The organism is Lysobacter sp. Root916, assembly GCF_001429785.1.
In the GTDB taxonomy this organism is placed as follows: domain Bacteria; phylum Pseudomonadota; class Gammaproteobacteria; order Xanthomonadales; family Xanthomonadaceae; genus Lysobacter.
This window is the reverse complement of record NZ_LMJF01000001.1, coordinates 615,566-638,800: the sequence shown is the minus strand read 5'-3', so window position 1 is coordinate 638,800 and position 23,235 is coordinate 615,566. Positions and strand designations below refer to the sequence as shown.

Here is a 23,235-nt window from a genome sequence, read left to right as displayed (position 1 = left end):
GCCCAGCATCGCCCCTTCCCCCGCATCACCGCTCGCAAGGAAGATCCATGGTCTCCGACACTCGTCGCGATTTCCTCAAGTTCGCCGGCGCCGCCGCCACCCTGGCGATGCTGCCGCCGTCGATCCGCAACGCGCTGGCGACGCCCGCCGCACGCGTGACCGGCACCATTCAGGACGTGCAGCACGTGGTGATCCTGATGCAGGAGAACCGCTCCTTCGACCATTACCTGGGCGCCCTGCGCGGCGTGCGCGGCTTCGACGACCCGCGCCCGATCGCGCTGCCCAATGGCGACCCGGTGTGGCGCCAGCCCAAGAGCGGCGGCCAGGCCGTGCTGCCGTTCCGGCTCAGCACCGACAGCACCGCCTCGCAGTGCCTGGCCGACATCGACCACAGCTGGAAGGGCACGCACGCGCGCTGGAAGGACTACAACGCCTGGATCGCGACCAAGGGCCCGATGTGCATGGGCCACTTCACCCGCGCCGACCTGCCCTACTACTACGCCCTGGCCGACGCGTTCACGGTCTGCGACGCGTACTACTGCTCGCACCACGGCCCGACCAATCCGAACCGCATGCATTTGTTCACCGGCACCAGCGGCATGACCGTGGGCGACTTCGGCGCGCAGGCGGTGAACAACGCCGACGACGGCAACTGGACCTCGGACATGTCCAAGGACAAGGCGACGTTCGCCGGCCACCGCTGGGGCACCTATGCCGAGCGCCTGCAGAACGCCGGCATCGGTTGGCGGGTGTATCAGGAGTACGACAACTACGGCGACAACTCGCTGCAGTCGTTCGCGAACTTCCGCAACCTGGACCGCAATTCGGAACTCTACAAGCGCGGCCGCGCCTGGGTGGACGGCTCGACCGCCGCCAACGCCGCCGCCTCGCGCGGCGAGCACCTGGTCGCGGCCTTCGCCAAGGACGTGCGCGAAGGCACCTTGCCGGCGGTGTCCTGGATCGTGCCGCCCTACATCATGAGCGAGCACCCGGCCGCGACCCCGGCCTACGGCGAATCGCTGACCGCGCGCCTGCTGGAGGCGCTGGTCGCCAATCCCGAGGTCTGGTCCAAGACCGTGTTCATCATCAACTACGACGAGAACGGCGGCTTCTTCGACCACGTCCCGCCACCGCTGCCGGCGATCACCTCCAGCCTTGGCAAGAGCACGGTCGACACCGCCACCGAGAACTACAACGGCGTGCCGGTCGGCCTGGGCATCCGCGTGCCGATGTTCGTGGTCTCGCCCTGGAGCAAGGGCGGCTGGGTGAATTCGCAGGTGTTCGATCACACCTCGGTGCTGCGCTTCCTGGAATCGCGCTTCGGCGTGGCCGAACCCAACATCAGCGCGTGGCGACGCGCGGTCGCTGGCGACCTCAGCACGGCCCTGGATTTCGCCGGCGCCGACCCGGTCTGGCCGGCGCTGCCGGACACCCGCGAGCACATGACGCGCGCGGATCAGTCCTGCAAGTTGCCGGTGCCCAGCGCGCCCAAGCAGCCGAAGATGCCGCGCCAGGAGTTGGGCCAACGCCCGGCGCGCGCGCTGCCGTATCAGTTGCACGTGCACGGCCGCATCGAGGCCGCCAGCGGCCGCTACTGGCTGGACTTCGCCAATACCGGCGTCGCCGGCGCGGGCTTCAACGTGTACGCGCGCAACCGCAGCGACGGCCCGTGGTATTACACGCTGACGCCGGGCACGCAGCTGTCGGATTACTGGAGCGCCCAGGCCTATACGCAGGGCAAGTACGATCTCAGCGCGCATGGGCCGAACGGGTTCCTGCGCGTGTTCCAGGGCGATCTGCTGAAGGCGACCGCGAGCGGCGGCGCGAATCCGGAACTGCGCATCGAATACGACCTGGTCAACGAACGCTTGCTGCTGCGCTTGAGCAACAGCGGCAGCGGCGCCTGCCGCCTGACCCTGCGCCCCAACCACTACAGCAGCGCGCCGGCGCGCAGCTATCCGCTCGCGCCGGGCGCCAGCATCGACGACAGCTGGCCGCTGGCGGCCAGCGCGCATTGGTACGACCTGAGCCTGAGCTCGGACCACGATGCGGGCTATCTGCGTCGCTTCGCCGGGCATGTGGAGACCGGGCGGGCTAGCGTCAGCGATCCGGCGATCGGGGCGGGTTGATGGCTGTGAGCGGGGGCGCTTCGGCGGCATGAAGAGCAAATCCTCCCCGACCCTCCTTTGACAAAGGAGGGAGCTCGAAACGCGGCGATTACGCAGCGCGGCCGTAGGGTGCGGTGGTAACCGCGCCGGACCGGCGCGGCGATGCGGTTCGCCTGGGGCTCACCGCATCCTACGAGCGGGGGGCTTCGGCGGCGTGAAGAGCAAATCCTCCCCAACCCTCCTTTTACAAAGGAGGGAGCTCGAAGCGCGGCGATTACGGAGCGCGGCCGTAGGGTGCGGTGGTAACCGCACCCTCGTCATCGCCGGACCGGCGCGGCGATGCGGTTCGCCTGGGGCTCACCGCATCCTACGAGCGGGGGCGCTTCGGCGGCATGAAGAGCAAATCCTCCCCAGCCCTCCTTTGACAAAGGAGGGGGCTCGAAGCGCGGCGATTATGCAGCGCGGCCGTAGGGTGCGGTGGTAACCGCACCGTCGTCATCGCCGGACCGGCGCGGCGATGCGGTTCGCCTTCGGCTCACCGCATCCTGCGAGGGGCCCGAGCACGGGCCACGCGGCCGGACAGATTACTTGCGCGCCAACCACTTCCTCGCCATCCGCCGCATCGATTCGTCGCTGCCGGGGTCGTCGACCAGCTCGTCGATGCGGCGCCAGGCCAGGTCCAGCGATTCGTCGCTGACCACGTAGTCCTCGCTGCCGTTGGCGCGCACCACGTAGCGCACGTCGTAGTGCCAGTGCCCAGGCACGTCGCGACGTTCCGGGATCCAGTGGCGGTCCAGATCGAAGGGCTCGGGTTCCACGCTCAGGTCGGACAGACCGGACTCCTCCTCCGCCTCGCGCAGGGTCACCCGCGCCAGGTCGCGGTCGCCATCGGCGTGGCCGCCCAGTTGCAGCCAGCGTTCGAGCTTGCGGTGGTGGGTCAGCAGCACCCGTTCGCCGGCGCGGTCGACCAGCCAGCAGCCGCCGGTGTAATGGCCCTCCAGGCGCTCGCGCCGGAACGGGTCCTGGGCGTCGTCCAGCAGGTCCAGGAAAGGCTGTACGCGCTCGGCCTCGTCGGGCCAGCGTCGCGCATAGTCGACGAGATTGGAACGCAGCTCGGCGTCCGGGTCTGAATGTCTCACGAGCATCCCAAATGCTGCACTGCGGCTTGATTCGGACGCGGATTATGCCGGCAAAGACCATGACTTTGTCCCGCTTGCCGCTGCTTTCCCCGCTGGGTTATGGTGGCCCGCCATTGCGCCATACGCCGGGTGTGCCGTTTGTACGGCCAGCCGACCTCTCATCATCTGGGGATACTGATGTCTAAGGGCCTATTCATCACCAAGCCGGTGCAAGCTGCACCGCACGTCGACGCGGGAGAGCCGGTAGAAGGCAGCCTGCAAGGCGAGGTCACGCTCAAGCGGACACTGACTTCGACGCAATTGGTGATGCTGGGCATCGGCGCGGTCATCGGCGCCGGCATCTTCGTCCTCTCGGGTCACGCCGCCGCCAACCACGCCGGTCCGGCGGTGGTGCTGAGCTTCGTGATCGCGGGCTTCGCCTGCGCCCTGGCCGGCCTGTGCTACGCCGAGTTCGCGGCGATGCTGCCGGTCTCGGGCAGCGCCTACTCCTATTCCTACGCCACCCTGGGCGAGTTCGTGGCCTGGTTCATCGGCTGGAACCTGGTGCTGGAGTACATGTTCGCCGCGTCCACCGTGGCGGTAGGCTGGTCGGGCTACCTCAACAGTTTCCTCGAGCACTTCGGGCTAGGCCTACCCGCGTCGCTGGCGGCCGCGCCGCTTAACGTGGTCGACGGCGCCATCGTCTACACCGGCGGCCTGGTCAACCTGCCGGCGGTGGCGATCATCGCCGCCATCAGCGGCCTGTGCTACGTCGGCATCACCCAGTCGGCGTTCGTGAACTCCATCATCGTCGCGATCAAGATCGTGGTGATCGCGATGTTCGTGGCCTTCGCCGCCAAGTACGTGAACCCGGACAACTGGGTGCCGTTCATCCCGGAAAACCAGGGCCCCGGCAAGTACGGCGTCGATGGCGTGATCCGCGGCGCCTCGGTGGTGTTCTTCGCCTACATCGGCTTCGACGCGGTCTCCACCGCCGCAGGCGAGGCCAAGAACCCGCAGCGCGACATGCCGATCGGCATCCTCGGCTCGCTGGTGATCTGCACCATCATCTACATCATCGTCGCCGGCGTGCTGACCGGCCTGCTGCCCTACACCGAACTGGGCACGCCCAAGCCGGTGGCGACCGCGCTGGAAACCTACCCGGCCCTGGGTTGGCTGAAGATGGTGGTCGAACTGGGCGCGATCGCCGGCCTGAGCTCGGTGATCCTGGTCATGCTGATGGGCCAGCCGCGCATCTTCTACACCATGGCCCACGACGGCCTGCTGCCGAAGTTCTTCGCCAAGGTGCACCCGAAGTTCCAGACGCCCTACATCGGCACCATCATCGTCGGCGTGTTCGCGGCGGTGCTGGCCGGCTTCCTGCCGATCGGCCTGCTCGGCGAAATGGTCTCGATGGGCACCCTGCTCGCCTTCGCCACCGTCTGCGTCGGCGTGCTGATCCTGCGCAGCACCCGTCCCGACCTGCCGCGCCCGTTCCGGGTGCCGCTGGCGGTCGTCGTCTGCCCGCTGGGCGCGCTGATCTGCCTGTACCTGTTCTCCAAGCCGTTCGCCGAGCATTGGAAGGTCATGACCGGCTGGACCGCGCTGGGCATGCTGATCTACTTCTTCTACGGCTACCGCAACAGCAAGCTGCGCAAGGCGGGCTGAACGTAGCAAGATGCGCAAGGCCGGCGGAGGCTATAAACAGCCCGCCGGCCTTGTCCATTTCAGGACCGACAGTTCAGGCCCCAGGGCCTGCCCGATTCCGCCGGAGGCGCCGCGCCCCGGCGACAGGAAGATCCGATGAAACAACTCTGGGCGACCAAACACCCGCACGCCGCACACGCCGATGCCGAAGGCCTGAGCCTGCACCGCACGCTCGGCCCCTGGGGCCTGACCGCGCTGGGCATCGGCGCGGTGATCGGCGGCGGCATCTTCGTGATCACCGGCCAGGCCGCGGCCGACCACGCCGGCCCGGCGATCATGCTGTCGTTCGTACTGGCGGCGATCTGCTGCACCTTCTGCGCCCTGGCCTACGCCGAGTTCGCGGCGATGGTGCCGGTGTCCGGCAGCGCCTATTCCTACACCTACGCCACCCTGGGCGAGCTGGCGGCCTGGTTCATCGGCTGGATGCTGGTCTTGGAGTACGGCGTCTCGGCCTCGGCGGTGGCGGTCAGCTGGACCGGCTACTTCCTCAGCCTGCTCGAGCATTTCGGGATACACCTGCCGACCGCCCTGGTCAGCGCGCCGCTGGACGCGCAACTGCGCCCGACCGGCGCGATCGCCAACCTGCCCGCTGCCGGGATCGTGCTGCTGCTGACCTGGCTGTGCTACGTCGGCATCCGCAAGTCCTCGGCCATGAACATGGCCATGGTCGTGCTCAAGACCGGCCTGATCGTGCTGGTGATCGTCGCCGGCTGGAAGTATGTGGACCCGGCCAACTGGCAGCCTTTCATCCCCGAGAACCAGGGCCCGGGCAAGTACGGTTTCGAAGGCGTGCTGCGCGGTGCGGCGCTGGTGTTCTTCGCCTACATCGGCTTCGAGGCGGTGTCGGTGGCGGCGCAGGAATCGCACAAGCCGCAGCGCGACCTGCCGATCGGCATGCTGCTGTCGCTGGCCATCTGCACCGTGCTCTACATCGCCATGGCCGCGATCATGACCGGCCTGGTGCCCTACACCCTGCTGGGCACCGACGAGCCGGTGGTGACCGCGGTGGCCGCGCATCCGCAACTGGGCTGGCTGCGGGTGGTGGTGGAGATCGGCGCCCTGATCGGCCTGTCCTCGGTGGTGCTGGTGATGATCATCGGCCAACCGCGCATCTTCATGATCATGGGCCGCGACGGCCTGCTGCCGCCGGTGTTCACCAAGATCCATCCGGTCTACCGCACCCCGCACATCAACACCGTGATCACCGGCATCGGCATCGCCGTGCTGGCCGCGCTGTTCCCGCTGGACGTGCTGGGCGAGCTGACCTCGATGGGCACCCTGATCGCGTTCGCCGCGGTCTGCGCCGGCGTGCTGATCCTGCGCCGCACCCAGCCCGACCTGCCGCGCCCGTTCAAGATCCCGTTCGCTTGGGTGATCTGTCTGGCCGGCATCTTCAGCTGCCTGGCGCTGCTGTCGACCATGACCGCGCACAACTGGTTCCTGATGGCGGTCTGGACCGCGATCGGCTTCCTGATCTACTTCCTGTACGGCATCCGCCACAGCCGCCTGCGCGCGGCCTCGGGGCGCTGAGCCCGGCCACGGTCCCCGGCGGGCGGCCCAGGCCGCCCGCCGCCCGACCGGAACGCTGCGTCGCCGTCCGCGGATACGCCGCCGGCACGCAGAGTTTGTAAACTGGCGGCATGAGCACCGCCCTGCCCTACGACCCGCAACGCCTGGCCCACTGCGCCGGCGAAATCATCGTCAACGTGCGCGAGCTGTCCGCGCGCGGTTGGACGCCCGCGACCAGCAGCAATTTCTCGCGCCGGATCGACGCCCAGCACGCCGCCATCACGGTCTCCGGCCGCGACAAGGGCCGTCTGACCGAGGCCGACATCATGGTCGTGGACCTGGAAGGCGCGCCGGTCGCCACCAGCCACCGGCCCTCGGCCGAGACCCTGCTGCATACCCAGTTGTACAAGCGCTATCCCGAGATCGGCTGCGTGCTGCACACCCATTCGCAGACCCAGACCGTGGCCTCGCGCCTGTACGCGGGCTTGGGCCATGTGCATCTGGAGGGCTACGAGCTGTTGAAGGCCTTCACCGGCAACACCACCCACGAGACCAGCCTGGAACTGCCGGTGCTGCCCAACACCCAGGACATGCACACCCTCGCCGCCCAGGTCGACGCCCTGCTCGACCAGCAGGCGATGTGGGGCTATCTGATCGACGGCCACGGCCTGTACGCCTGGGGCCGCGACATGCCCGAGGCGAGGCGCCATCTGGAGGCGTTCGAGTTCCTGCTCGGATGCGAACTGGAATTGAGGAGACTGCAGCGATGAGCCGCCTGCGCATATTCGACGAAGACGACACCGTCAGCCCGCGCCTGAGCACCAGCGATCGCGCCGAGATGGCGCGCGAGCTGGGCAAGATCGGGGTCGGTTTCGAGCAGTGGCAGGCCAGCCGCCCGGTCCAGCCCGGCGATGCGCCGGACGCGATCATGGACGCCTACCGCGCCGACATCGACCGCCTGGTCGCCGAGCGCGGCTTCAAGAGCGTGGACGTGGTCAGCATCGCGCCGGACAACCCGCAGCGCGAGGCCATGCGCGACAAGTTCCTCGACGAGCACTATCACAAAGAAGACGAGGTCCGCTTCTTCGTCGCCGGCTCCGGCCTGTTCACCCTGCACGTCGATACCGGCGTGTACGAGATCAAGTGCGAACAAGGCGACCTGATCTCGGTGCCCGACAGCACCCTGCACTGGTTCGACATGGGCCCGGAGCCCAGCTTCGTCGCGATCCGTTTCTTCACCGAGCCGGACGGCTGGGTCGGCCATTTCACCGGCACCGACATCGCCCGGCGCTTCCCGCGCTACGAGAAGGGCCAGGCGGCCTGAAGCCGGGCGCCGCCGCGCTCAGCTCAGGCGTTCGACCGCGAGCACGGCGGTTTCGACCAGCGGGCTGAAGCGCTGCAGATCGCGCACGTCGTCCAGGGCCCACCACGGGCCCGGGCTGCGGATGTGCAGGCGGATGTTGGCCGCCCCCACCCCGGACGGCAGGATCCTGATCAGCACCTTGCCGTTGAGGGTGCCGCCGCCACCGCTCAGGCGCACATCGTTGCCTTCCACGATGGTCCTGTTGGCCGTGTTGTCGGCGATCGCCACGATGAATTCGATGGACATGCGCACTCCGCGATCGGGCCTGGGGCGGCCCGCTTACCTGCTAGAACGCCGCCGGCGGCGATGCGTGAACCGCCGCATCTTTGCCTAGGCGGCGCCGGGAGGCGACAATCCCAGGTCCCCGCCGCGACGCCCCGCCATGCCCATCCGCGCCATCCTCACCGACATCGAAGGCACCACCAGCAGCATCTCGTTCGTGAAGGACGTGCTGTTCCCGTACGCGCGCCGCGCCCTGCCCGGCTTCGTCAAAGCGCGCGGTCGCGAGCCGGCGGTGCGCAAATGGCTGGACGCGGTCGCGGCCGAGAGCGGCGGAGTATGCCAGGACGAGATGATCGTCGAGGTGCTGCAGGGCTGGATCGACGAGGACCGCAAGCACACCGCGCTCAAGGCGCTGCAGGGCATGGTCTGGGCCGACGGCTACCAGGGCGCCGATTTCACCGCCCACATCTACCCCGACGCCGCTGTCGCGCTGCGCGCCTGGCACGCGGCCGGCCTGCCGCTGTACGTGTATTCCTCCGGCAGCGTGCCGGCGCAGCGGCTGTTCTTCGGCCACAGCGACGACGGCGACCTGACCGGGCTGATCTCGGGCTGGTTCGACACCGAGATCGGCGGCAAGCGCGAAGCCGCCAGCTACGCGCGCATCGCCGAGTCGATCGGCCTGCCGGCGGGCGAGATCCTGTTCCTGTCCGACGTGGTCGAGGAAGTCGATGCCGCCCGCGAGGCCGGCCTGTCGACGGTGCTGATCGACCGTCTGGAAGACTACCCGCAGCCGCGCGAGGGTGAGGCGGCGCATGGGCATGCGCGGCTGACCTCGTTCGCGCAGGTCGAGGTGTAGGCGGCGCGATTTGGCGCCACCGGATCGGCGCTGTTGAATAGCGCGCGTGGGGCCATCGCGCGCTTTGCAGGTCGCGAATCGCGGCTTACGCCGCTCCCACAGAAAGCCGGCGCGCGACAGATTACGGCCCATGTCCGACCGGCCCCGCCCAAGTAGGGATCGCGAGCCAGCGAAGGACATCTTTGCGAGAGCCCCCTCCGCCTCCAAGGGCGCATGGTGCATGCCATAGGCAATGACACCGCGTAGGCGATGAAGACCGCGAACGCCGACCTGCCGGTCCCTGTGGGAGCGGCGTAAGCCGCGATTTCTCCAACAACGCCAGCAATCCGACCGTCCCACCGCCTATCGCCCCACCCTCGCCACCCCGGGTAGGAGCGGCGTAAGCCGCGACCGCGCCACCGCAAACGCGACGAACGCCGCCTCCGAGCGCGAGGGCTGGAGCGCACGCGGGCAAGCGCGATGTCGACGGCGATCGCGAACTCGCGGTCGCGGCTTACGCCGCTCCTACCCTCAAGGCGGATCGTCGCGCTATAGGCGGCTTACGTTGCGCACGCGCACTTCCGCGCTCTCCACGCCGTGCGCGTCCGCCGCCTGGCGACGGATGCGCTGCAGCACTTCGGCGGGATCGAACGGCGTCGTCGGCGCGTAGTCCAGGGTGCACTGGCCCCAGACGATGAAACGTCCGCCGACCAGGATTTCGTAATCGGCGAAGTAGTAGTAATGCGCGCTCATGGCGATACCGACCCGCCCGGCTCAGGTACCCACGTGCACGCCATGGCCGCATTCGGCGCAGCCCAGGTGTTCCAGCGCGATGGCCAGCGCCAGGGTGTAGCTCTGCGCGGAGTAGCCGTGCACGCGCGCCAGGCAGGCGCCGCCGCAGGAGGCCAGCGAAGGCTCGGGCTTGGCCATATCGTCGTCGTGGACCTCGATGTAGGGCATTTCCAAGGCTTCCAACGCGCGGCGCAAGCGCTCGCTGGCCGGCGCGCAGGCGCCGGGGTCGAACAGCAGCAGTTCGACGCCGTCGGAACGCAGGCCGCACAAACCTTCGACCAGTTCGGCCTCGCTGCGGCAGCTGCGCAGGGCGATGGTCTTGCCGGCGTCGGCCGCGGACTCGGCCAGGCGCGCGCGTACCGCGTCGGGCACGCGCGCATTAGCGCCGGCATGAGGGGAGTCGGGACCGCGCAAGATCACGATGGACACGTTGTCGCTCGCTGCGCGCTCGGGGCGGCGCGCTTGCGAGCACTGTAGGCGCGCGCGGCGTAAAGCCTCCATGTCGCGGCGGCGGCACGGGCGTAACCACCGCGTAAATTCGCGCGCGCCGATGGCGTGCGTTCAGGCCGGCCGCTCAGCCGTGGATCTTTTCGCCGCGCTCCAGCATCGCCACCAGTTTCTCGATCCGGGCCGCGCGCGTCTCCGGCTTCTTCGCCGTCGCGACCCGCCACAGCACCGCATAGCGGTTAGTGCGGTCGAGCTGCTCGAAGAACCGTTGCGCCTTGGCCTTCTTCTTCAGCGCCGCGGCCAGATCCTCGGGCACCTCGATGGTACGCGCCGACGCGTAGGCGCCCTGCCAGCGCCCGTCGGCCTGGGCCGCCTCGACTTCGCGCAGCCCGCCCGCACGCATGCGCCCGGCCGCGATCAAGGCTTCGATCTTGCCGATGTTGATCTTGGACCAGATGCTGCGCGGCCGCCGCGGGGTGAAGCGCTGCAGGAAGTAGCGTTCGTCGCAGCTGCGCTTGAGGCCGTCGATCCAACCGTGGCACAGCGCCACGTCCAGCGCTTCCGGATACGAGACCGAGACCACGCCCTGGTTCTTCTTGGCGATCTTCAGCCACAGCCCCGGCGCGTCGGTGTGCGCTTCCAGCCAGCGCTCCCAGGCCGCGGCGTCGGGGAACAGTTCGATCGGCAGATCGGTCGGCAGTTCGACGGGCATGCGGCTATTCCTTCGCATCCTGCAGGCGGTAAACGGTCTGCGCGCGCTGCTCGCCCTGCCAGGGATCGAGCACGCGCACCTCGATGCGGTGCTCGCCCACCGCCAGGTCGGTCGGCAAGCTGCCGCGCCACAGGTGCGCGGACGGCTCGGCCTCGGGCGAACGATCGTAGCCACGCAGACTCGCGGCCTCGTCGTCGCGCGCGTTCTCGGCCAGCAGCGCCGGGTCCTGCTTCGGAATCCGCCGCATCGGCGCCCAGGCGCCGTCGTCGATGCGGAACTCGACCTGGCTGTCGTCCTGGCCCATGTAGACGTTGGCGTACACGCCGAAGGCCGGATACGCGCCGCGGCGCAGCGTGCGCGGCGCATGCAGCGACATCCCCTGGGTCGACGCGGCCGCGGCCTGCAGGCGCGCGGGATGCCAGCTCAGGCGGTAGGCGCCGTCCGCGCTCACGCCCAGACGCGCGTAGCCGTTCGGGGTGCCGTCGGCCATGGTCGCGGCGGGAATGCCCTGGGCATCCTTGATGCCGGACCAGAACGCGCCGCAGGCGGCGCCGACGTTGTATTCGTGCAGGGGCGCGGCGCCGTGCCAGCCGTCCTGGGCGTCGTGGTAGACGTGGCGCTGGATGTGGCCGTGGCCGCTGAGCAGCAGCACGCGCGGGAAGTCGCGCAGCAGCGCGAACAGGCGCTCGCGGTCGCCGCGGCGGAAGGTCTCGCGGCCGGGCGCGGCGTCGAAGAACGGGATATGCACGCCGATCACCAGCAGGCGGTCCTTGCGCGCGCCGGCCAGGTAGCGCTCGAGGAAGGCGAACTGATCCTCACGCAGGCCGCCGATGTAGTCCGGCTTCTGGCCGGGCTGGTAGACCACGTCGTCCAGCATCACGAACGAGGCCGCCTGCTCTTCCCAGGCGTAAGTGTCGGGGCCGAACACGTGGCGGTAGCTGAGCAGCGAGTCTTCGTCGCGGCCGGCGTCGAAATCGAGATCGTGATTGCCGGGCGCGTGCAGCCAGGGCACGCCGAGTTCGGCGGTGGCGCGGTTCAGCGCCGGATACAGCGAGAGGTCGTCGTTGACGATGTCGCCCAGGCTCAGGCCGAGGTCGGCGATCGCGTCGGCGCCTTTGCGCTGCGCCAGCAGCGGTTCGACGATGTCGCGGCGGTAGTAGTCGACATCGGTGGCGGTCTTGGGCTGGGGATCGGCGAACACCAGCACGTCCAGCGGCGCGTTCGCGGGCGTGGTCTCGCGGATCAGGGCGTAGTCGCGGCAGCTCGGGAAGGCCGCGGGGATGCCGCCGTACTTGAGCTTGGGGCCCGGCTCGCGCTGCACGTTGAAGCTGAAGTCGGGCAAGCCATTGTCGCGACGGCCGACGCGGTAGCCCGGCGGCTTGATCACGAAACTGCTGCGGCCGTCGATCGCGGGCAGGTGATAGTGGCCGTGGGCGTCGCTGACGACCAGCTCGACGCCATCGGACACGCGAATATTCGGCAGACCCGGCTCGCCCTCGTCGCGGCTGCCATTGCCGTTGCGGTCTTCGTAGACGATGCCGCTGTTGCACGGCGGCGGCAGCGCCAGCGCGCGGGCCGGGGCGATCAGGGCCAGCGCGAGGACACAGGCGGTGACGGATGGGCGCATGGCGGGCTCCGGACGGGGCCCCATTATGCGGCGCTGAGTTACCGATCCATGTGCCGGAGCGCACGAGTGCGCGCTGTCGCTTCCTGTGGGAGCGGCGTGAGCCGCGATGCGCGACAACACGTCAACCGACGCGGCTCCAGGCCGGCGTTCTCTCGGTAGGTCGCGGCTCTCGTCGCATGCCGAAGGTCGAATCGCGGCTTACGCCGCTCCCACAGACAGCAGGAACCCAGGGACGCGAAAACCTGCTTAGGCCGGCTCGGAACCCCGATGCGGCTGGCCGTGGCGCGACTTCAGCACCGCCACCGCGTCGTCCAGCGACAGGCCGCGCGCGCGCAGCAAGACCAGCAGGTGGTAGAGCAGATCCGCGGCCTCGCCGCACAACGCCGCATCGTCCTCGACCACGCCGGCCAGGGCGGTCTCCACGCCCTCCTCGCCCACCTTCTGGGCGATGCTGCGGCGGCCCTGTTCGAACAGGCGCGTGGTATAGCTGCCGGCCGGGCGCTCGCGTTCGCGGCGCGCGACCAGGCGGTCTAGCTCGGCCAGGAAATCGTCGGGCGCGTGCTCGAAGCAGCTGTCGCGGCCGAGGTGGCAAGTCGGCCCCTGCGGGCGGGCCTGCACCAGCAAGGTGTCGCCATCGCAATCGGTTTCGATCGCCAGCAAGTGCAGCACGTTGCCCGAGGTCTCGCCCTTGGTCCACAGCCGTTGCCGGCTGCGGCTGTAGAAGGTGACGTGGCCGCTGGCCAGGGTCTGGGCCAGGGCTGCACGATTCATGTAGCCCAGCATCAGCACGCGCAGGGTCGCGGCGTCCTGCACGATCGCCGGCAGCAAGCCGTCCTGCTTGTCCCAGGACAGCGCTTCGACGGAAAAATCCGCCCACGGGCGCGCGGCCGCGCCGCTGGATTCAATGGACATCGCGTACCTCGACGCCTTGTGTGCGCAGTTCGCGCTTGAGCTCGGGGATGCGGATCGCGCCGGAATGGAACACGCTGGCCGCGAGTGCGGCATCGGCGTCAGCTTCGCGGAATACCTCGGTGAAATGGGCGATCTCGCCGGCGCCGCCGGATGCGACCAGCGGCACTTCGCAGCGCGCGCGCACCGCCGCCAGCTGTTCCAGGTCGTAGCCGCGCCGCACGCCGTCGCTGCCCATGCAATTGAGCACGATCTCGCCGGCGCCGCGCTCCTGCGCCTCGACCACCCAGTCCAGGGTGCGCCGCGCCAGCGCCCGGGTGCGCTCGGGATCGCCGGTGTACTGGCGCACGCGCCATTGCCCGTCCTCGTCGCGCAGGCTGTCGATGCCGACCACCACGCATTGCACGCCGAAGGCATCGGCGATCTCGCCGATCAGCGCCGGACGTTCCAGTGCGGGCGTATTGATCGAAATCTTGTCGGCGCCGGCGCTGAGCACCGCGCGCGCGTCCTCGACGCTGCGGATGCCGCCGGCCACGCAGAACGGGATGTCGATGGTGCGCGCCACCCGTTCCACCCAGTCGCGGTCCACGCTGCGGCCCTGCGGGCTGGCGGTGATGTCGTAGAACACCAGCTCGTCGGCACCCTCGTCGCGATAGCGCAAGGCCAGTTCGACGATATCGCCCATGTCGACGTGATCGCGGAAGCGCACGCCCTTGACGACGCGACCATCGCGCACGTCCAGACAGGGGACGATACGGCGGCTCAGCATCGTTGCGCCTTGTGCAGGGCTTCGCCGAGGCCGAAGCGGCCTTCGATCAGGGCCTTGCCCAGCACCGCGCCACGGCAGCCGGCTTCGTGCGCGGCGACGATGTCGGCGATATCGCGGATGCCGCCGGACGCCTGCACCTGCATCTCCGGTGCGATCGAGCGCACGTGCCGATACAGGTCCAGGTTCGGACCCTGCATGGTGCCGTCGCGGGACACGTCGGTGCACAGCAGATGGCGCACGCCGACGTTGGCGAAGTGCTCCAGCATCGGTTCCAGCTGGGCGCCGCTGTCCTCGGTCCAGCCGGCGACCGGCAAACGCCAGTGGCCGGTGCTGGATTGGCGCGCGTCCAGGGCGACGGTGATGCGGTCGGCGCCGTAGCGCTGCAGCCAGTCGCCGACGCGGTCGGGTTCGCGCACCGCCAGCGAACCGACCACGACGCGGTCGGCGCCCGCGTCGAGGATGGCCTCGATGTCGGCCTCGCTGCGCACGCCGCCGCCGGTCTGCACGCGCATCCAACTCGTGGTGGTGATCGCGCGCAGCAGCGGCGCCAGGGTGTAGCCGCCGTAGCGGGCGGCGTCCAGATCGACCAGGTGCAGCCAGCGCGCGCCGGTGTCGGCGTAGCGCTTGGCCATGGTCAGGGGTTCTTCGTCGTAGGCGGTTTCCTGTTCGTAGTCGCCTTGGCGCAGGCGCACCACACGGCCGGCGCGCACGTCGATGGCCGGGTACAGCGTGCAGTTGTTCATACCGGCACCCCGTCGAGGAAATTGCGCAGCAGACGCGCGCCCACCGCCGCCGAACGCTCGGGGTGGAATTGCGCGCCGTAGCGGTTGCCGCGCCCGACCACGGCCGAGAACGGCACGCCGTGTTCGCTCGCGGCCAGCGTGTCGGGGCCTACCGGCACCGCATAGCTGTGCACGAAGTAAGCGCGGTCGCCGTCGGCGATGCCGTCCAGCAGGGGCGACGGACGTCGCCGTTCCAATGCATTCCATCCCATGTGCGGCACGCGAACTCCCTGGCGCGGTTGCAGTTTGCCGATGCGTCCGGGCAACAGCCCCAGACACTCCACGTCGCCTTCCTCGGACGACTCGAACAGCAGCTGCATGCCCAGACAGATCCCGAGCAGCGGCTGACGCAGCGCCCGGATGGTGTCGACCAAACCGAGCTCACGCAGCCGCGCCATCGCTGGCGCCGCCGCCCCGACCCCCGGCAGGATCACGCGCTCGGCCGTACGGATCGTGGCGGGGTCGGCGCTCAGTACTGCGTACGCACCCAACCGCTCCAGTGCATAACGCACCGAGCCGATGTTCCCCCCACCCATGTCGATCAGTACGACGCCCGTCACGAAAAACCTCTTGTTCGTGCTACCGCCGACCACGCTGGGATCGGCTCAACTATCGCGATTCCGGACGCAAAGCGGACTTGCGACCGCCGCGCCGGCGCTGACTACACATTTCTGAACGACGCCGAGTGCCCTTAAAGCGTGCCCTTGGTGCTGGGCAGCCCGTGGCCCTCGCGCCGGATCGCCTGGCGCAGTGCGCGCGCGACCGCTTTGAAACATGCCTCCACTTTGTGGTGGTCGTTTTCGCCCTGGACGTTCAGATTCAAGTTCAGGCCGGCCGTCTCGCACAGGGAACGGAAGAAGTGCGGCACCAGTTCGGTCGGCATGTCGCCCACGCGCTCGCGCGCGAACGCGCCCTCGAACACGAAGTAAGGCCGGCCGGAGAAATCCAGCGCCGCCGTGGCCAGGCTTTCGTCCATCGGCAGCACGAAGCCGTAGCGGCCGATGCCGCGCTTGTCGCCCAGGGCCGCGCGCAGCGCCTGCCCCAGCGCCAGCGCGCTGTCCTCGATGGTGTGATGCTCATCGATGTGCAGATCGCCCTGGCACTTGAGCTCGAGCGCGAAGCCGCCGTGCTTGCCCAACTGCTCCAGCATGTGATCGAAGAAGCCCAGGCCGGTGGACACGCTGGGATCGGCCTCGCGGTCCAGGTCCACGCCGACCTCGATGCGGGTCTCGCGGGTGTTGCGCTGGATGCGCGCGGTACGCGGCGCGTCGGCCAGCGCGTGGGCGATGCCCGCCCAATCCCATTCGCCGCCGAAGCTATCGGTGCGCAGTTGGAAGCCGCGGACGCCGAGGTTGCGCGCGAACGCGATGTCGGTGTCGCGGTCGCCGACCATGGCCGTGCGCGTCCAGTCGATGCCGCGATCCTTCAGCAGCGGCAGGGCCAGGCCGATCGCCGGCTTGCGCGTGGGCGCGTTGTCGGCCGGCAGGCTGGTGTCGATCAGGACGTCGCGGAACACGATGCCCTGGCTGGCGAACACCTGCAGCATCAGCGCGTGCGGGCCCTCGAAGTCCTCGCGCGGGAACGCCTCGCTGCCCAGGCCGTCCTGGTTGCTGATCATCACGAACTGATAGCCGGCATCGCGCAGGCGCAGCATCGCCGGAATCACGCCGTCGACGAAACGCAGCTTGGCGTAGCTGTCGATCTGGAAATCCTCGGGCTCGGCGATCAGGGTGCCGTCGCGGTCGACGAACAAAAGCGGGGTCTGGCTCATAGGGACGATTCGATGGTCGGGTTCATGCGGCGCGCTCGCCGGCGTCGGTGCGCGCGAGCGTCTCCAGCACGCGCGCGTTCTGTTCGGCGGTGCCCAGGCTGATGCGCAGGGCATCGCCCAGCTGCGGCGCGGCGCGCATATCGCGCACCACCACGCCGGCGGCGAGCAGCGCATCGAAGGCGGACTGGGCCCGTTCGAAACGCGCGAGCAGGAAGTTCGCCTGCGAGGGATAGACCTGGCGTATGCCGCGCACCGCCGGCAGCGCGGCGTACAGGCGCTCGCGCTCCAGCACGCAGGCGGCGGCGTTGGCCTCGCTGAGCGCGCGCGCGCCGGCGTCGAGCGCGCGCAGCGCCAACGCCACGCAGGGCTCCGCCAGCGGGTACGGCGCCTGGCAACGTTGCAGCGCCGCGATCAGGGCCGCGTCGGCGATGGTGCTGCCGATCCGCGCCGCCGCCAGCGCATGCGCCTTGGACAAGGTGCGCAGCACCACCACGTTGGGCTGGCTGGCGATCAGGCCGATCGCCGACGGCGCCTGCGCGTATTCCAGATAGGCTTCGTCCACCACCACCAGCGCGCGCTCGCTGAGGCGTTGCGCGAGTGCGGCGATCGCATCCAGCGGCAGCAGCGTGCCCGAGGGATTGCCCGGCGAGCACAGGAACACCAGTTTGGCCGCCGTCTGCTCGGCCGCGCGCGCGATCGCTTCGAAATCGCAGACGAAACCCTCGGGCGTGTCGCGCAAGCCGACCTCGACCACGCGCGTGCCGTGCAGGCGCGCGCACACCGCGTACATGCCGAAGGTCGGCGGCGTGGTCACGATGGCGTCGCCACCGGGACGGCAGGACGCGCGCAGCAGCAGGTCGATGCCCTCGTCGCTGCCGCGTCCGGCCAGCAGTTGCTCGGGCGCGCAGCCATACAGCGCGGCCAGGGCCGCGCGCAGGCGCGGCGGTTGCGGATCGGGATAGCGGCGCAGCGTGCCGGCGTCGTCGGCGGCGTTGGCCCAAGCCGATTCGTTGGCGTTGAGCCAGACCGAACCGCTCAGGGCCTCGCTGCGCGCGGATTTGTAGCCGGCGAAATCGCGCAGGTCTTCGCGCAGCAGCGACAGCGGCGCGCTCATGCGGCCACCTGCTGCAAACGCAGCGCGACCGCGATGCGGTGCGCGTCCAGGCCTTCGGCGCGGGCCAGTTCGACCGCGCAGGGCCCGATCGCGGCGATGCCGCGCGGCTGCACCTCCTGCACCGTGATCGCGACCTGGAAACTGGCCACGTTGACGCCGCCGGCGTAGCGCGCCGCGCCGCTGGTGGGCAGCACGTGGTTGGTGCCGCTGCAGTAGTCGCCCAGCGCTTCGGGCGCCCAATCGCCGAGAAACACCGAGCCGGCCGCGAGCACGCGCGGCAGCCAGGCGCGCGCGTCGCGCAGGGCCAGGATCAGGTGCTCGGGCGCGTAGCGGTTGCTGACCTCGAGCGCGTCGGCGATCGAATCGACCCGGATCGAACGCGAGGCGCGCAGCGCGGCGCGCGCGGTCTCGGCGCGCGGCAGGGCCGCCAGTTGGGCGTCGATCTCGATCTCGACCGCGTCCAGCATCGCGCTGTCGTCGCTGAGCAGGATCACCTGCGAATCTGGACCGTGCTCGGCCTGCGACAGCAGGTCGGCGGCGACGAACGCCGGATTGGCGCCGGCATCGGCGATCACCAGCACTTCCGAAGGCCCGGCCGGCAGATCGATCGCCGCCCCGCCCTCCAGCAACGCGACCTGGCGCTTGGCCTCGGTGACGTAGGCATTGCCCGGCCCGAACAGCTTGTCGCACTTGCCGACGCTGGCGGTGCCGAAGGCCATGGCCGCGATCGCCTGCGCACCGCCAAGCTTGTAGACCCGGCTCACGCCGCAGCGGCGCGCTGCGTAGAGCACCGCGGGATCGGCGCGGCCGTCGCGGCGCGGCGGCGTGCACAGGGCGATCTGCGGACAGCCGGCCAGGCGCGCGGGCATGCACAGCATCAAGGCGGTCGACGGCAACGGCGCCGAGCCGGCCGGCACGTACAGGCCGACGCGCTGGATCGGTCGCAGGATGCGCTCGCAGCGCACGCCGTCGCCGCTGTCCAAGGTGTAAGGCTGGGTCATGCCGGCGGCGTGGAAGGCTTCGATGCGGGCGGCGGCCTGATCGATCGCGGCGCGCAAGGGCGCGGCGACCTCGCGTTGCGCGGCGTCGAACTCCTCGGCGCCGACGGCGAACGCGTCCAGGGCCACGCCGTCGTAGCGCGCGCCCAGCGCGCGCAGCGCGGCATCGCCGTCGCGGCGCACCTGTTCCAGGATCGCCGTCACCGCTTCGGCGGTTTCGCGCCGGGTCTGTTGGGCCGGACGGCGCAGCGCGGACTCGCGCTGATTTTCGTCCAGCGCATTCCACTGCAGGCGTTGCATGATGCCCTCGCCGCTCATGCCAGCATGCCCTCCACCGGCAGCACCATCAGGCCGCGCGCGCCGGCGCGCTTGAGTTCTTCCAGACGCTGCCAGGTCACCGCGCCGTGGCACAACGCCTGCAGGGCGACGCCGTCGCCGCCGTCCAGTTGCATCACCGTCGGCGCCTCGGCATCGGGCAGCAGCGGCAGCAGGTCGGCGAGCAGCTGGCGCGGGGCCTGGAACAGCAGCAGCTTGCTGTGGCGGATGCGCAAGGCGCCGTCGAGGCGACGCAGCAGCAGGTCGGCCAGCTCGCCGCGCACGTCGTCGAAGGGGTTGATCGGGCCGGCCAGCACCGCTTCGCTCTCGATCAGGGTGGTCACCGCCTTGAGCTGGTTCGCGGCCAGGGTGGCGCCGCTGGAGACCAGGTCGCAGATCGCCTCGGCCTGGCCCAGGCGCGGCGCGATCTCAACCGAACCGGACAGCAGCACCACCTGCGCGTCCACGCCCTGCGCGGCCAGCCATTGCGACAGCAGGGCCGGGTAGCTGGTGGCGATGCGCTTGCCCGCCAGCTGCGCCGGCCCCTGCCAGTCCCAGCCTTCGGGCACGGCCAGATCCAGGCGGCAGGCGCCGAAACCCAGCGCGCGCCATTCGCGGAAGGCCGCGGCGCGGCCGTTGCCGCGACGGTCGCCATCCTGCTCCAGCAGCACGTTGCGGCCGACCACGCCCAGGTCGCAGACGCCGTCGGCGATCAGGCCGGGGATGTCGTCGTCGCGCACCAGCAGCAGGTCCACCGGCAGGGTTTCGCCGTAGCAGAACAGGCGGTCGCGGCTTTCGCGCCAACTCAGGCCGCACGATGCCAGCAGCGCGCGCGCCGGCTCGGCGAGGCGGCCGGATTTCTGGATCGCGATGCGCAAGCGGTCGCGCGCGGCCGGGCTGGCGGTAGGACTCATGGGGAACATCTCGAAAGGCGGGGGATGGAGGGCGCTAAGGCCCCGGCACTACGGTTCAGCGGACGCGCGTGGGGCGTCGATGCAGGGCCGCGGCGTAGCCGCCGGCGCCGCGTTCCAGCATTCGCGCGACCCGACCGATCGTGGTCACGCTGACCCCGGTGCGGGTGTGGATTTCGCGATACGGCACGCCCTCGCTCAGCAAGGGCACGACCCGCCAGCGATCGGACATGGCTTCCAGCTCGGCCGGCGTGCACAGGTCTTCCAGGAAGGCCCGCATCTGCTCCGGATTGCGCAGCCCCAGCAGCGCGGTCGCCAGGCTGGCGATCGGGTCTTCGCTGTCGTCGATGTCTATGGCGCGGCGCTTCACGGGTGCTTCGCTCTATCGATAATGTATTAACGCGTTAATACATTAGACGATGCACCCCAGTCCCGTCAAGTCGTCGCCTCCCCCCGCCCGCGCGCCGGCCGGCATCGGCGAAAGCCGCCGTTCATCACAGTAAGAGCGACCGACCGGCGGTCGCTGGCGCCTCGCCTGTGGCCGCTCAGGCCGCAAACTAGGGCGGTGCCGGAGCGTAGACTGCCTCCGAGCCCGTGCCGCGAAGACCCAACGCCGGCCGGACCAACGGAGAGGGTGCGCATGGGGCGTGGTTGGAGAGGGCTACATATCTGGCTGCTCGCACTCGGGCTGTGCCTCGCCGGTGCATCTTGGGCCGCGTTCGCCAACACCGAGACCGCGCTGGTACTGGACGGCACCCACGTCGGCGTGCCGCTGGAACCGCACATCGCCTACTACCACGACGTCGAAGGCCGCCAGGATCTGATCGGCGCCGAACGCGCCCTGCGCGAGGGCCTCTACGCGCCCCTGCCCAACGGCAACGCCGCCTTCGGCTTCCAGCCGGGCGCGTACTGGTTCCACGTGCGCCTGCTCAACCGCGACCGCAACGAGCCGCGCTGGCTGTTGGTGCAGCAGTACGCGCTCAGCGACCGCATCGACGTCTATACCCGCCACGCCGACGGCAAGGTCGAACACCTGGCCGGCGGCGACAGCCTGCCGTTCGCATCGCGCAGCATCCGCTACCGGCATCCGAATTTCTGGCTGAACCTGCCGGCCGACCAGCCCGCCGATCTGTACGTGCGCGTGCAGAGCCAGAGCTCGATGCAGGTGCCGCTGACCCTGTTCACGCCGACCGCGTTCACCGAGGTCTCGCGCGACGCGCAGTTCGGCATCGGCCTGTACTACGGCATCCTGCTGGCCTTGTTCATCTACAACCTGGTGCTGTGGCTGAGCCTGCGCGACGCCAGCTACTTCTGGTACCTGCTGCACATCTCCGCCTTCGGCCTGGTCCTGCTGACCCTCAACGGCCTGGGCTTCGAGTATCTGTGGCCGCGCTCGACCTGGCTGGCCGACAAATCGGTGCCGCTGTCGATCTGTCTGGCCCAGGTCGGCATGCAGCAGTTCGCGCGCACCTTCCTGGGCCTGAAGCAGCGCTGGCGCCTGGGCGACCGGGTCGGCTTGGGCATGATCGCGTTCTTCGTGCTGCTCGGCATCGCCGCGACCCGCCTGCCCTACCACGTCGCCACCCCGATCGCGTCGGCAGCGGTGTTCTTCAGCATCGCCTGGATCGCGGTCGCGACCCTGGTGGTGCTGCGCCGCGGCTACAAGCCCGCGCAGCTGTTCCTGTTGGCCTGGTCGATGTTCCTGCTCGGCACCGGCATGTTCACCGCGATCGCGTTCGGCCTGCTGCCCAAGGTGTTCATCACCGAGTACGGCGTGCAGATCGGCTCGGCGCTGGAGATGCTGCTGCTGTCGGTGGCGCTGGGCTATCGCTACGCCTCGCTGCGCAACGAGAACGAACGCATCGTCCACGAGGCCAAGACCCAGCTCGAACACAAGGTCGAGCAGCGTACGGTCGAACTGCGCAGCGCGTTGGCGCAGTTGGAAGACGCGCACGAACGCCTGCGCGAAAGCAGCCAGCGCGACGGCCTGACCGGCCTGCACAACCGCACCCATTTCCGCAACGTGTTCCAGGAACTGCTGGAGAAATCGCAGCAAAGCGGAAGGCCGCTGTCGCTGCTGATGATCGACCTGGACCACTTCAAGCAGATCAACGACCGCTACGGCCACCTGGTCGGCGACGAATGCCTGTGCTGGGCCGCGCGCACCATGGGCCACGCCCTGCAACCGCACCGCGCCTTGCTGGCGCGCTTCGGCGGCGAGGAGTTCATCGTCGCCCTACCCGGCCTGGACCTGCAGGCGGCCTCGCGCGTGGCCGAGGACCTGCGCCAGCACCTGCGCGAACAGCCCTGCCGCAGCGGCGAGTACGCGATCACCATCACCGCCAGCATCGGCGTGCACGCGATCGCGCGCGAGGCCGACAACGACAGCGATTGCGACAACGCGATCGATCCCGCCCTGCAGGACGCCGATCAGGCCCTGTACCAGGCCAAGGCCGACGGCCGCGACTGCGTGCGCACCTCGGCCCCGGAAGAACGCCGACAAAATTAGCGCCCAGCGCGCCACGCAGGATGCGGTGAGCGCGGCGAACCGCATCGCTCGCCATGTCGCAACACGCCCTGCAATGCGATGGCGCGGTTCGCCTACGGCTCACCACAGCCTACGGCTGCGTCAGGCGGACGGTGCGTACATCACGTCCGAGCGCAGCACGTACTTGCTGCCGGCCTCGACCGCGGCGCCTTCGTGCCAGGTGTCGTGGACGAACAGCAGCGCGGCGCCGGTGCGCGGCACCACACGGAAGCCGCGGAAGTCGGTATCGCCGCCGGCGAACCCGTCGTTGAGATAGACCAGCAAGGTCAGGCGGCTGCTGCGCCCGTCCTCCAGCCAGGGCCCGTCCTTGTGCATGCGGAAACGCTGCCCGGGCCCGTACTTGTAGAAGCGCAGCGCGCGCGGCAGGCCGATCGCCGTCTCGCCATCCAGCAGCGGCAAGGCGAGCTCGCCGAGGCCGCGCCACAAGCGCGACACCCAATCCGGCGACTCGAACACCACCCGTTCGTTGTTGCGCACATGCGGCAGCGCACGCGCACCGCCCGGCGCGCGCACGTCGGCGGCAGTGAAGCCGCGCGCCTCGGCCAGCGCGATCAGGGCCGCGCATTCGTTGGCGCCGAGGAAGCCCTCGACGCTGAACACGTGTTCGGTATGCGCGATCACCCGCATGACGCAACCTCGCAGAGACGGGATACGGCGGCGCCGTATCCCGTCGTGGTT

23 protein-coding genes are annotated in these 23,235 nt (G+C 69.5%); 7 read left to right on the top strand and 16 right to left on the bottom strand.

The window, feature by feature from the left end:
* Window positions 1-47: 47 nt before the first annotated feature.
* Window positions 48-2,129, top strand: a complete 2,082-nt coding sequence (locus ASE35_RS02990; protein WP_057161196.1) for a phospholipase C, phosphocholine-specific — start codon at window positions 48-50, stop codon at window positions 2,127-2,129.
* A gap of 563 nt (window positions 2,130-2,692) precedes the next feature.
* Here the strand turns inward: ASE35_RS02990 and ASE35_RS02985 are convergent.
* Entirely contained in the window at window positions 2,693-3,154 is a 462-nt protein-coding gene (locus ASE35_RS02985; protein ID WP_235568803.1) for an NUDIX hydrolase, read from the bottom strand.
* A 270-nt stretch (window positions 3,155-3,424) separates the two neighbouring features.
* On the opposite strand from ASE35_RS02985, the gene ASE35_RS02980 reads away from it, so the two are divergent.
* From ASE35_RS02980 to ASE35_RS02965, 4 genes are all read left to right on the top strand, one after another.
* On the top strand, window positions 3,425-4,894 hold the full coding sequence (locus tag ASE35_RS02980; RefSeq protein WP_056173827.1) for an amino acid permease: 1,470 nt from the start codon (window positions 3,425-3,427) through the stop codon (window positions 4,892-4,894).
* Between the two features lie 135 nt (window positions 4,895-5,029).
* Window positions 5,030-6,463 carry an amino acid permease gene (locus ASE35_RS02975; protein WP_057161198.1) on the top strand — a complete coding sequence of 478 codons (1,434 nt, stop codon included), beginning with the start codon at window positions 5,030-5,032 and terminating at the stop codon, window positions 6,461-6,463.
* 110 nt (window positions 6,464-6,573) lie between these two features.
* Window positions 6,574-7,212, top strand: coding sequence for a methylthioribulose 1-phosphate dehydratase (locus ASE35_RS02970; protein WP_056173822.1), 639 nt, complete (start codon window positions 6,574-6,576; stop codon window positions 7,210-7,212).
* Entirely contained in the window at window positions 7,209-7,766 is a 558-nt protein-coding gene (locus ASE35_RS02965; protein ID WP_057162920.1) for an acireductone dioxygenase, read from the top strand. The genes ASE35_RS02970 and ASE35_RS02965 overlap by 4 nt, the downstream gene beginning before the upstream one ends.
* 18 nt (window positions 7,767-7,784) lie before the next feature.
* Here the strand turns inward: ASE35_RS02965 and ASE35_RS02960 are convergent, their stop codons facing one another.
* On the bottom strand, window positions 7,785-8,051 hold the full coding sequence (locus tag ASE35_RS02960) for a hypothetical protein (protein ID WP_056173816.1): 267 nt from the start codon (window positions 8,049-8,051) through the stop codon (window positions 7,785-7,787).
* Window positions 8,052-8,187: 136 nt separating this feature from the next.
* On the opposite strand from ASE35_RS02960, the gene mtnC reads away from it, so the two are divergent.
* Window positions 8,188-8,883, top strand: coding sequence for an acireductone synthase (mtnC, locus tag ASE35_RS02955; protein WP_057162919.1), 696 nt, complete (start codon window positions 8,188-8,190; stop codon window positions 8,881-8,883).
* A 528-nt stretch (window positions 8,884-9,411) separates the two neighbouring features.
* Here the strand turns inward: mtnC and ASE35_RS02950 are convergent.
* The 13 genes from ASE35_RS02950 to ASE35_RS02890 form a co-directional block, all read right to left on the bottom strand.
* Window positions 9,412-9,615, bottom strand: coding sequence for a hypothetical protein (locus ASE35_RS02950; protein WP_056173811.1), 204 nt, complete (start codon window positions 9,613-9,615; stop codon window positions 9,412-9,414).
* 21 nt (window positions 9,616-9,636) lie between these two features.
* On the bottom strand, window positions 9,637-10,083 hold the full coding sequence (locus ASE35_RS02945) for a type II 3-dehydroquinate dehydratase (protein ID WP_082576350.1): 447 nt from the start codon (window positions 10,081-10,083) through the stop codon (window positions 9,637-9,639).
* 145 nt (window positions 10,084-10,228) lie between these two features.
* On the bottom strand, window positions 10,229-10,813 hold the full coding sequence (locus tag ASE35_RS02940; protein WP_057162918.1) for a YdeI/OmpD-associated family protein: 585 nt from the start codon (window positions 10,811-10,813) through the stop codon (window positions 10,229-10,231).
* A 4-nt stretch (window positions 10,814-10,817) separates the two neighbouring features.
* Entirely contained in the window at window positions 10,818-12,440 is a 1,623-nt protein-coding gene (locus tag ASE35_RS02935) for a calcineurin-like phosphoesterase family protein (RefSeq protein WP_057162917.1), read from the bottom strand.
* A gap of 246 nt (window positions 12,441-12,686) precedes the next feature.
* A complete protein-coding gene (gene hisIE, locus ASE35_RS02930; protein ID WP_057161204.1) occupies window positions 12,687-13,352 on the bottom strand; it encodes a bifunctional phosphoribosyl-AMP cyclohydrolase/phosphoribosyl-ATP diphosphatase HisIE in 666 nt (221 codons plus the stop codon).
* Entirely contained in the window at window positions 13,342-14,118 is a 777-nt protein-coding gene (gene hisF, locus ASE35_RS02925) for an imidazole glycerol phosphate synthase subunit HisF (RefSeq protein WP_057162916.1), read from the bottom strand. Before hisF ends, hisIE begins: the two co-directional genes overlap by 11 nt.
* Window positions 14,112-14,861: a 1-(5-phosphoribosyl)-5-[(5-phosphoribosylamino)methylideneamino]imidazole-4-carboxamide isomerase gene (gene hisA, locus ASE35_RS02920; protein WP_056173796.1), complete on the bottom strand. Its 750-nt coding sequence runs from the start codon at window positions 14,859-14,861 to the stop codon at window positions 14,112-14,114. The genes hisF and hisA overlap by 7 nt, the downstream gene beginning before the upstream one ends.
* Entirely contained in the window at window positions 14,858-15,460 is a 603-nt protein-coding gene (gene hisH / locus ASE35_RS02915; protein WP_056176464.1) for an imidazole glycerol phosphate synthase subunit HisH, read from the bottom strand. Before hisH ends, hisA begins: the two co-directional genes overlap by 4 nt.
* A 131-nt stretch (window positions 15,461-15,591) precedes the next feature.
* Window positions 15,592-16,671, bottom strand: coding sequence for a bifunctional histidinol-phosphatase/imidazoleglycerol-phosphate dehydratase HisB (gene hisB / locus ASE35_RS02910; RefSeq protein WP_056173793.1), 1,080 nt, complete (start codon window positions 16,669-16,671; stop codon window positions 15,592-15,594).
* 22 nt (window positions 16,672-16,693) lie between these two features.
* Window positions 16,694-17,785 (bottom strand): histidinol-phosphate transaminase, encoded by a 1,092-nt coding sequence (gene hisC, locus ASE35_RS02905; RefSeq protein ID WP_057162915.1) that lies wholly within the window; start codon window positions 17,783-17,785, stop codon window positions 16,694-16,696.
* Window positions 17,782-19,083, bottom strand: a complete 1,302-nt coding sequence (gene hisD, locus ASE35_RS02900; RefSeq protein WP_057163401.1) for a histidinol dehydrogenase — start codon at window positions 19,081-19,083, stop codon at window positions 17,782-17,784. Before hisD ends, hisC begins: the two co-directional genes overlap by 4 nt.
* Window positions 19,084-19,097: 14 nt before the next feature.
* Entirely contained in the window at window positions 19,098-20,012 is a 915-nt protein-coding gene (hisG, locus tag ASE35_RS02895) for an ATP phosphoribosyltransferase (RefSeq protein ID WP_056173787.1), read from the bottom strand.
* A gap of 55 nt (window positions 20,013-20,067) precedes the next feature.
* Window positions 20,068-20,358, bottom strand: a complete 291-nt coding sequence (locus tag ASE35_RS02890; protein WP_235570012.1) for a YerC/YecD family TrpR-related protein — start codon at window positions 20,356-20,358, stop codon at window positions 20,068-20,070.
* Between the two features lie 291 nt (window positions 20,359-20,649).
* Between ASE35_RS02890 and ASE35_RS02885 the strand changes: the two genes are divergently transcribed.
* Complete coding sequence (locus ASE35_RS02885; protein WP_056173781.1) at window positions 20,650-22,518, top strand: diguanylate cyclase; 1,869 nt, start codon at window positions 20,650-20,652, stop codon at window positions 22,516-22,518.
* 120 nt (window positions 22,519-22,638) lie between these two features.
* On the opposite strand, the gene ASE35_RS02880 is transcribed toward ASE35_RS02885, so the two are convergent.
* Window positions 22,639-23,184, bottom strand: a complete 546-nt coding sequence (locus tag ASE35_RS02880) for a 2OG-Fe(II) oxygenase (protein WP_200956981.1) — start codon at window positions 23,182-23,184, stop codon at window positions 22,639-22,641.
* Window positions 23,185-23,235: the final 51 nt, after the last annotated feature.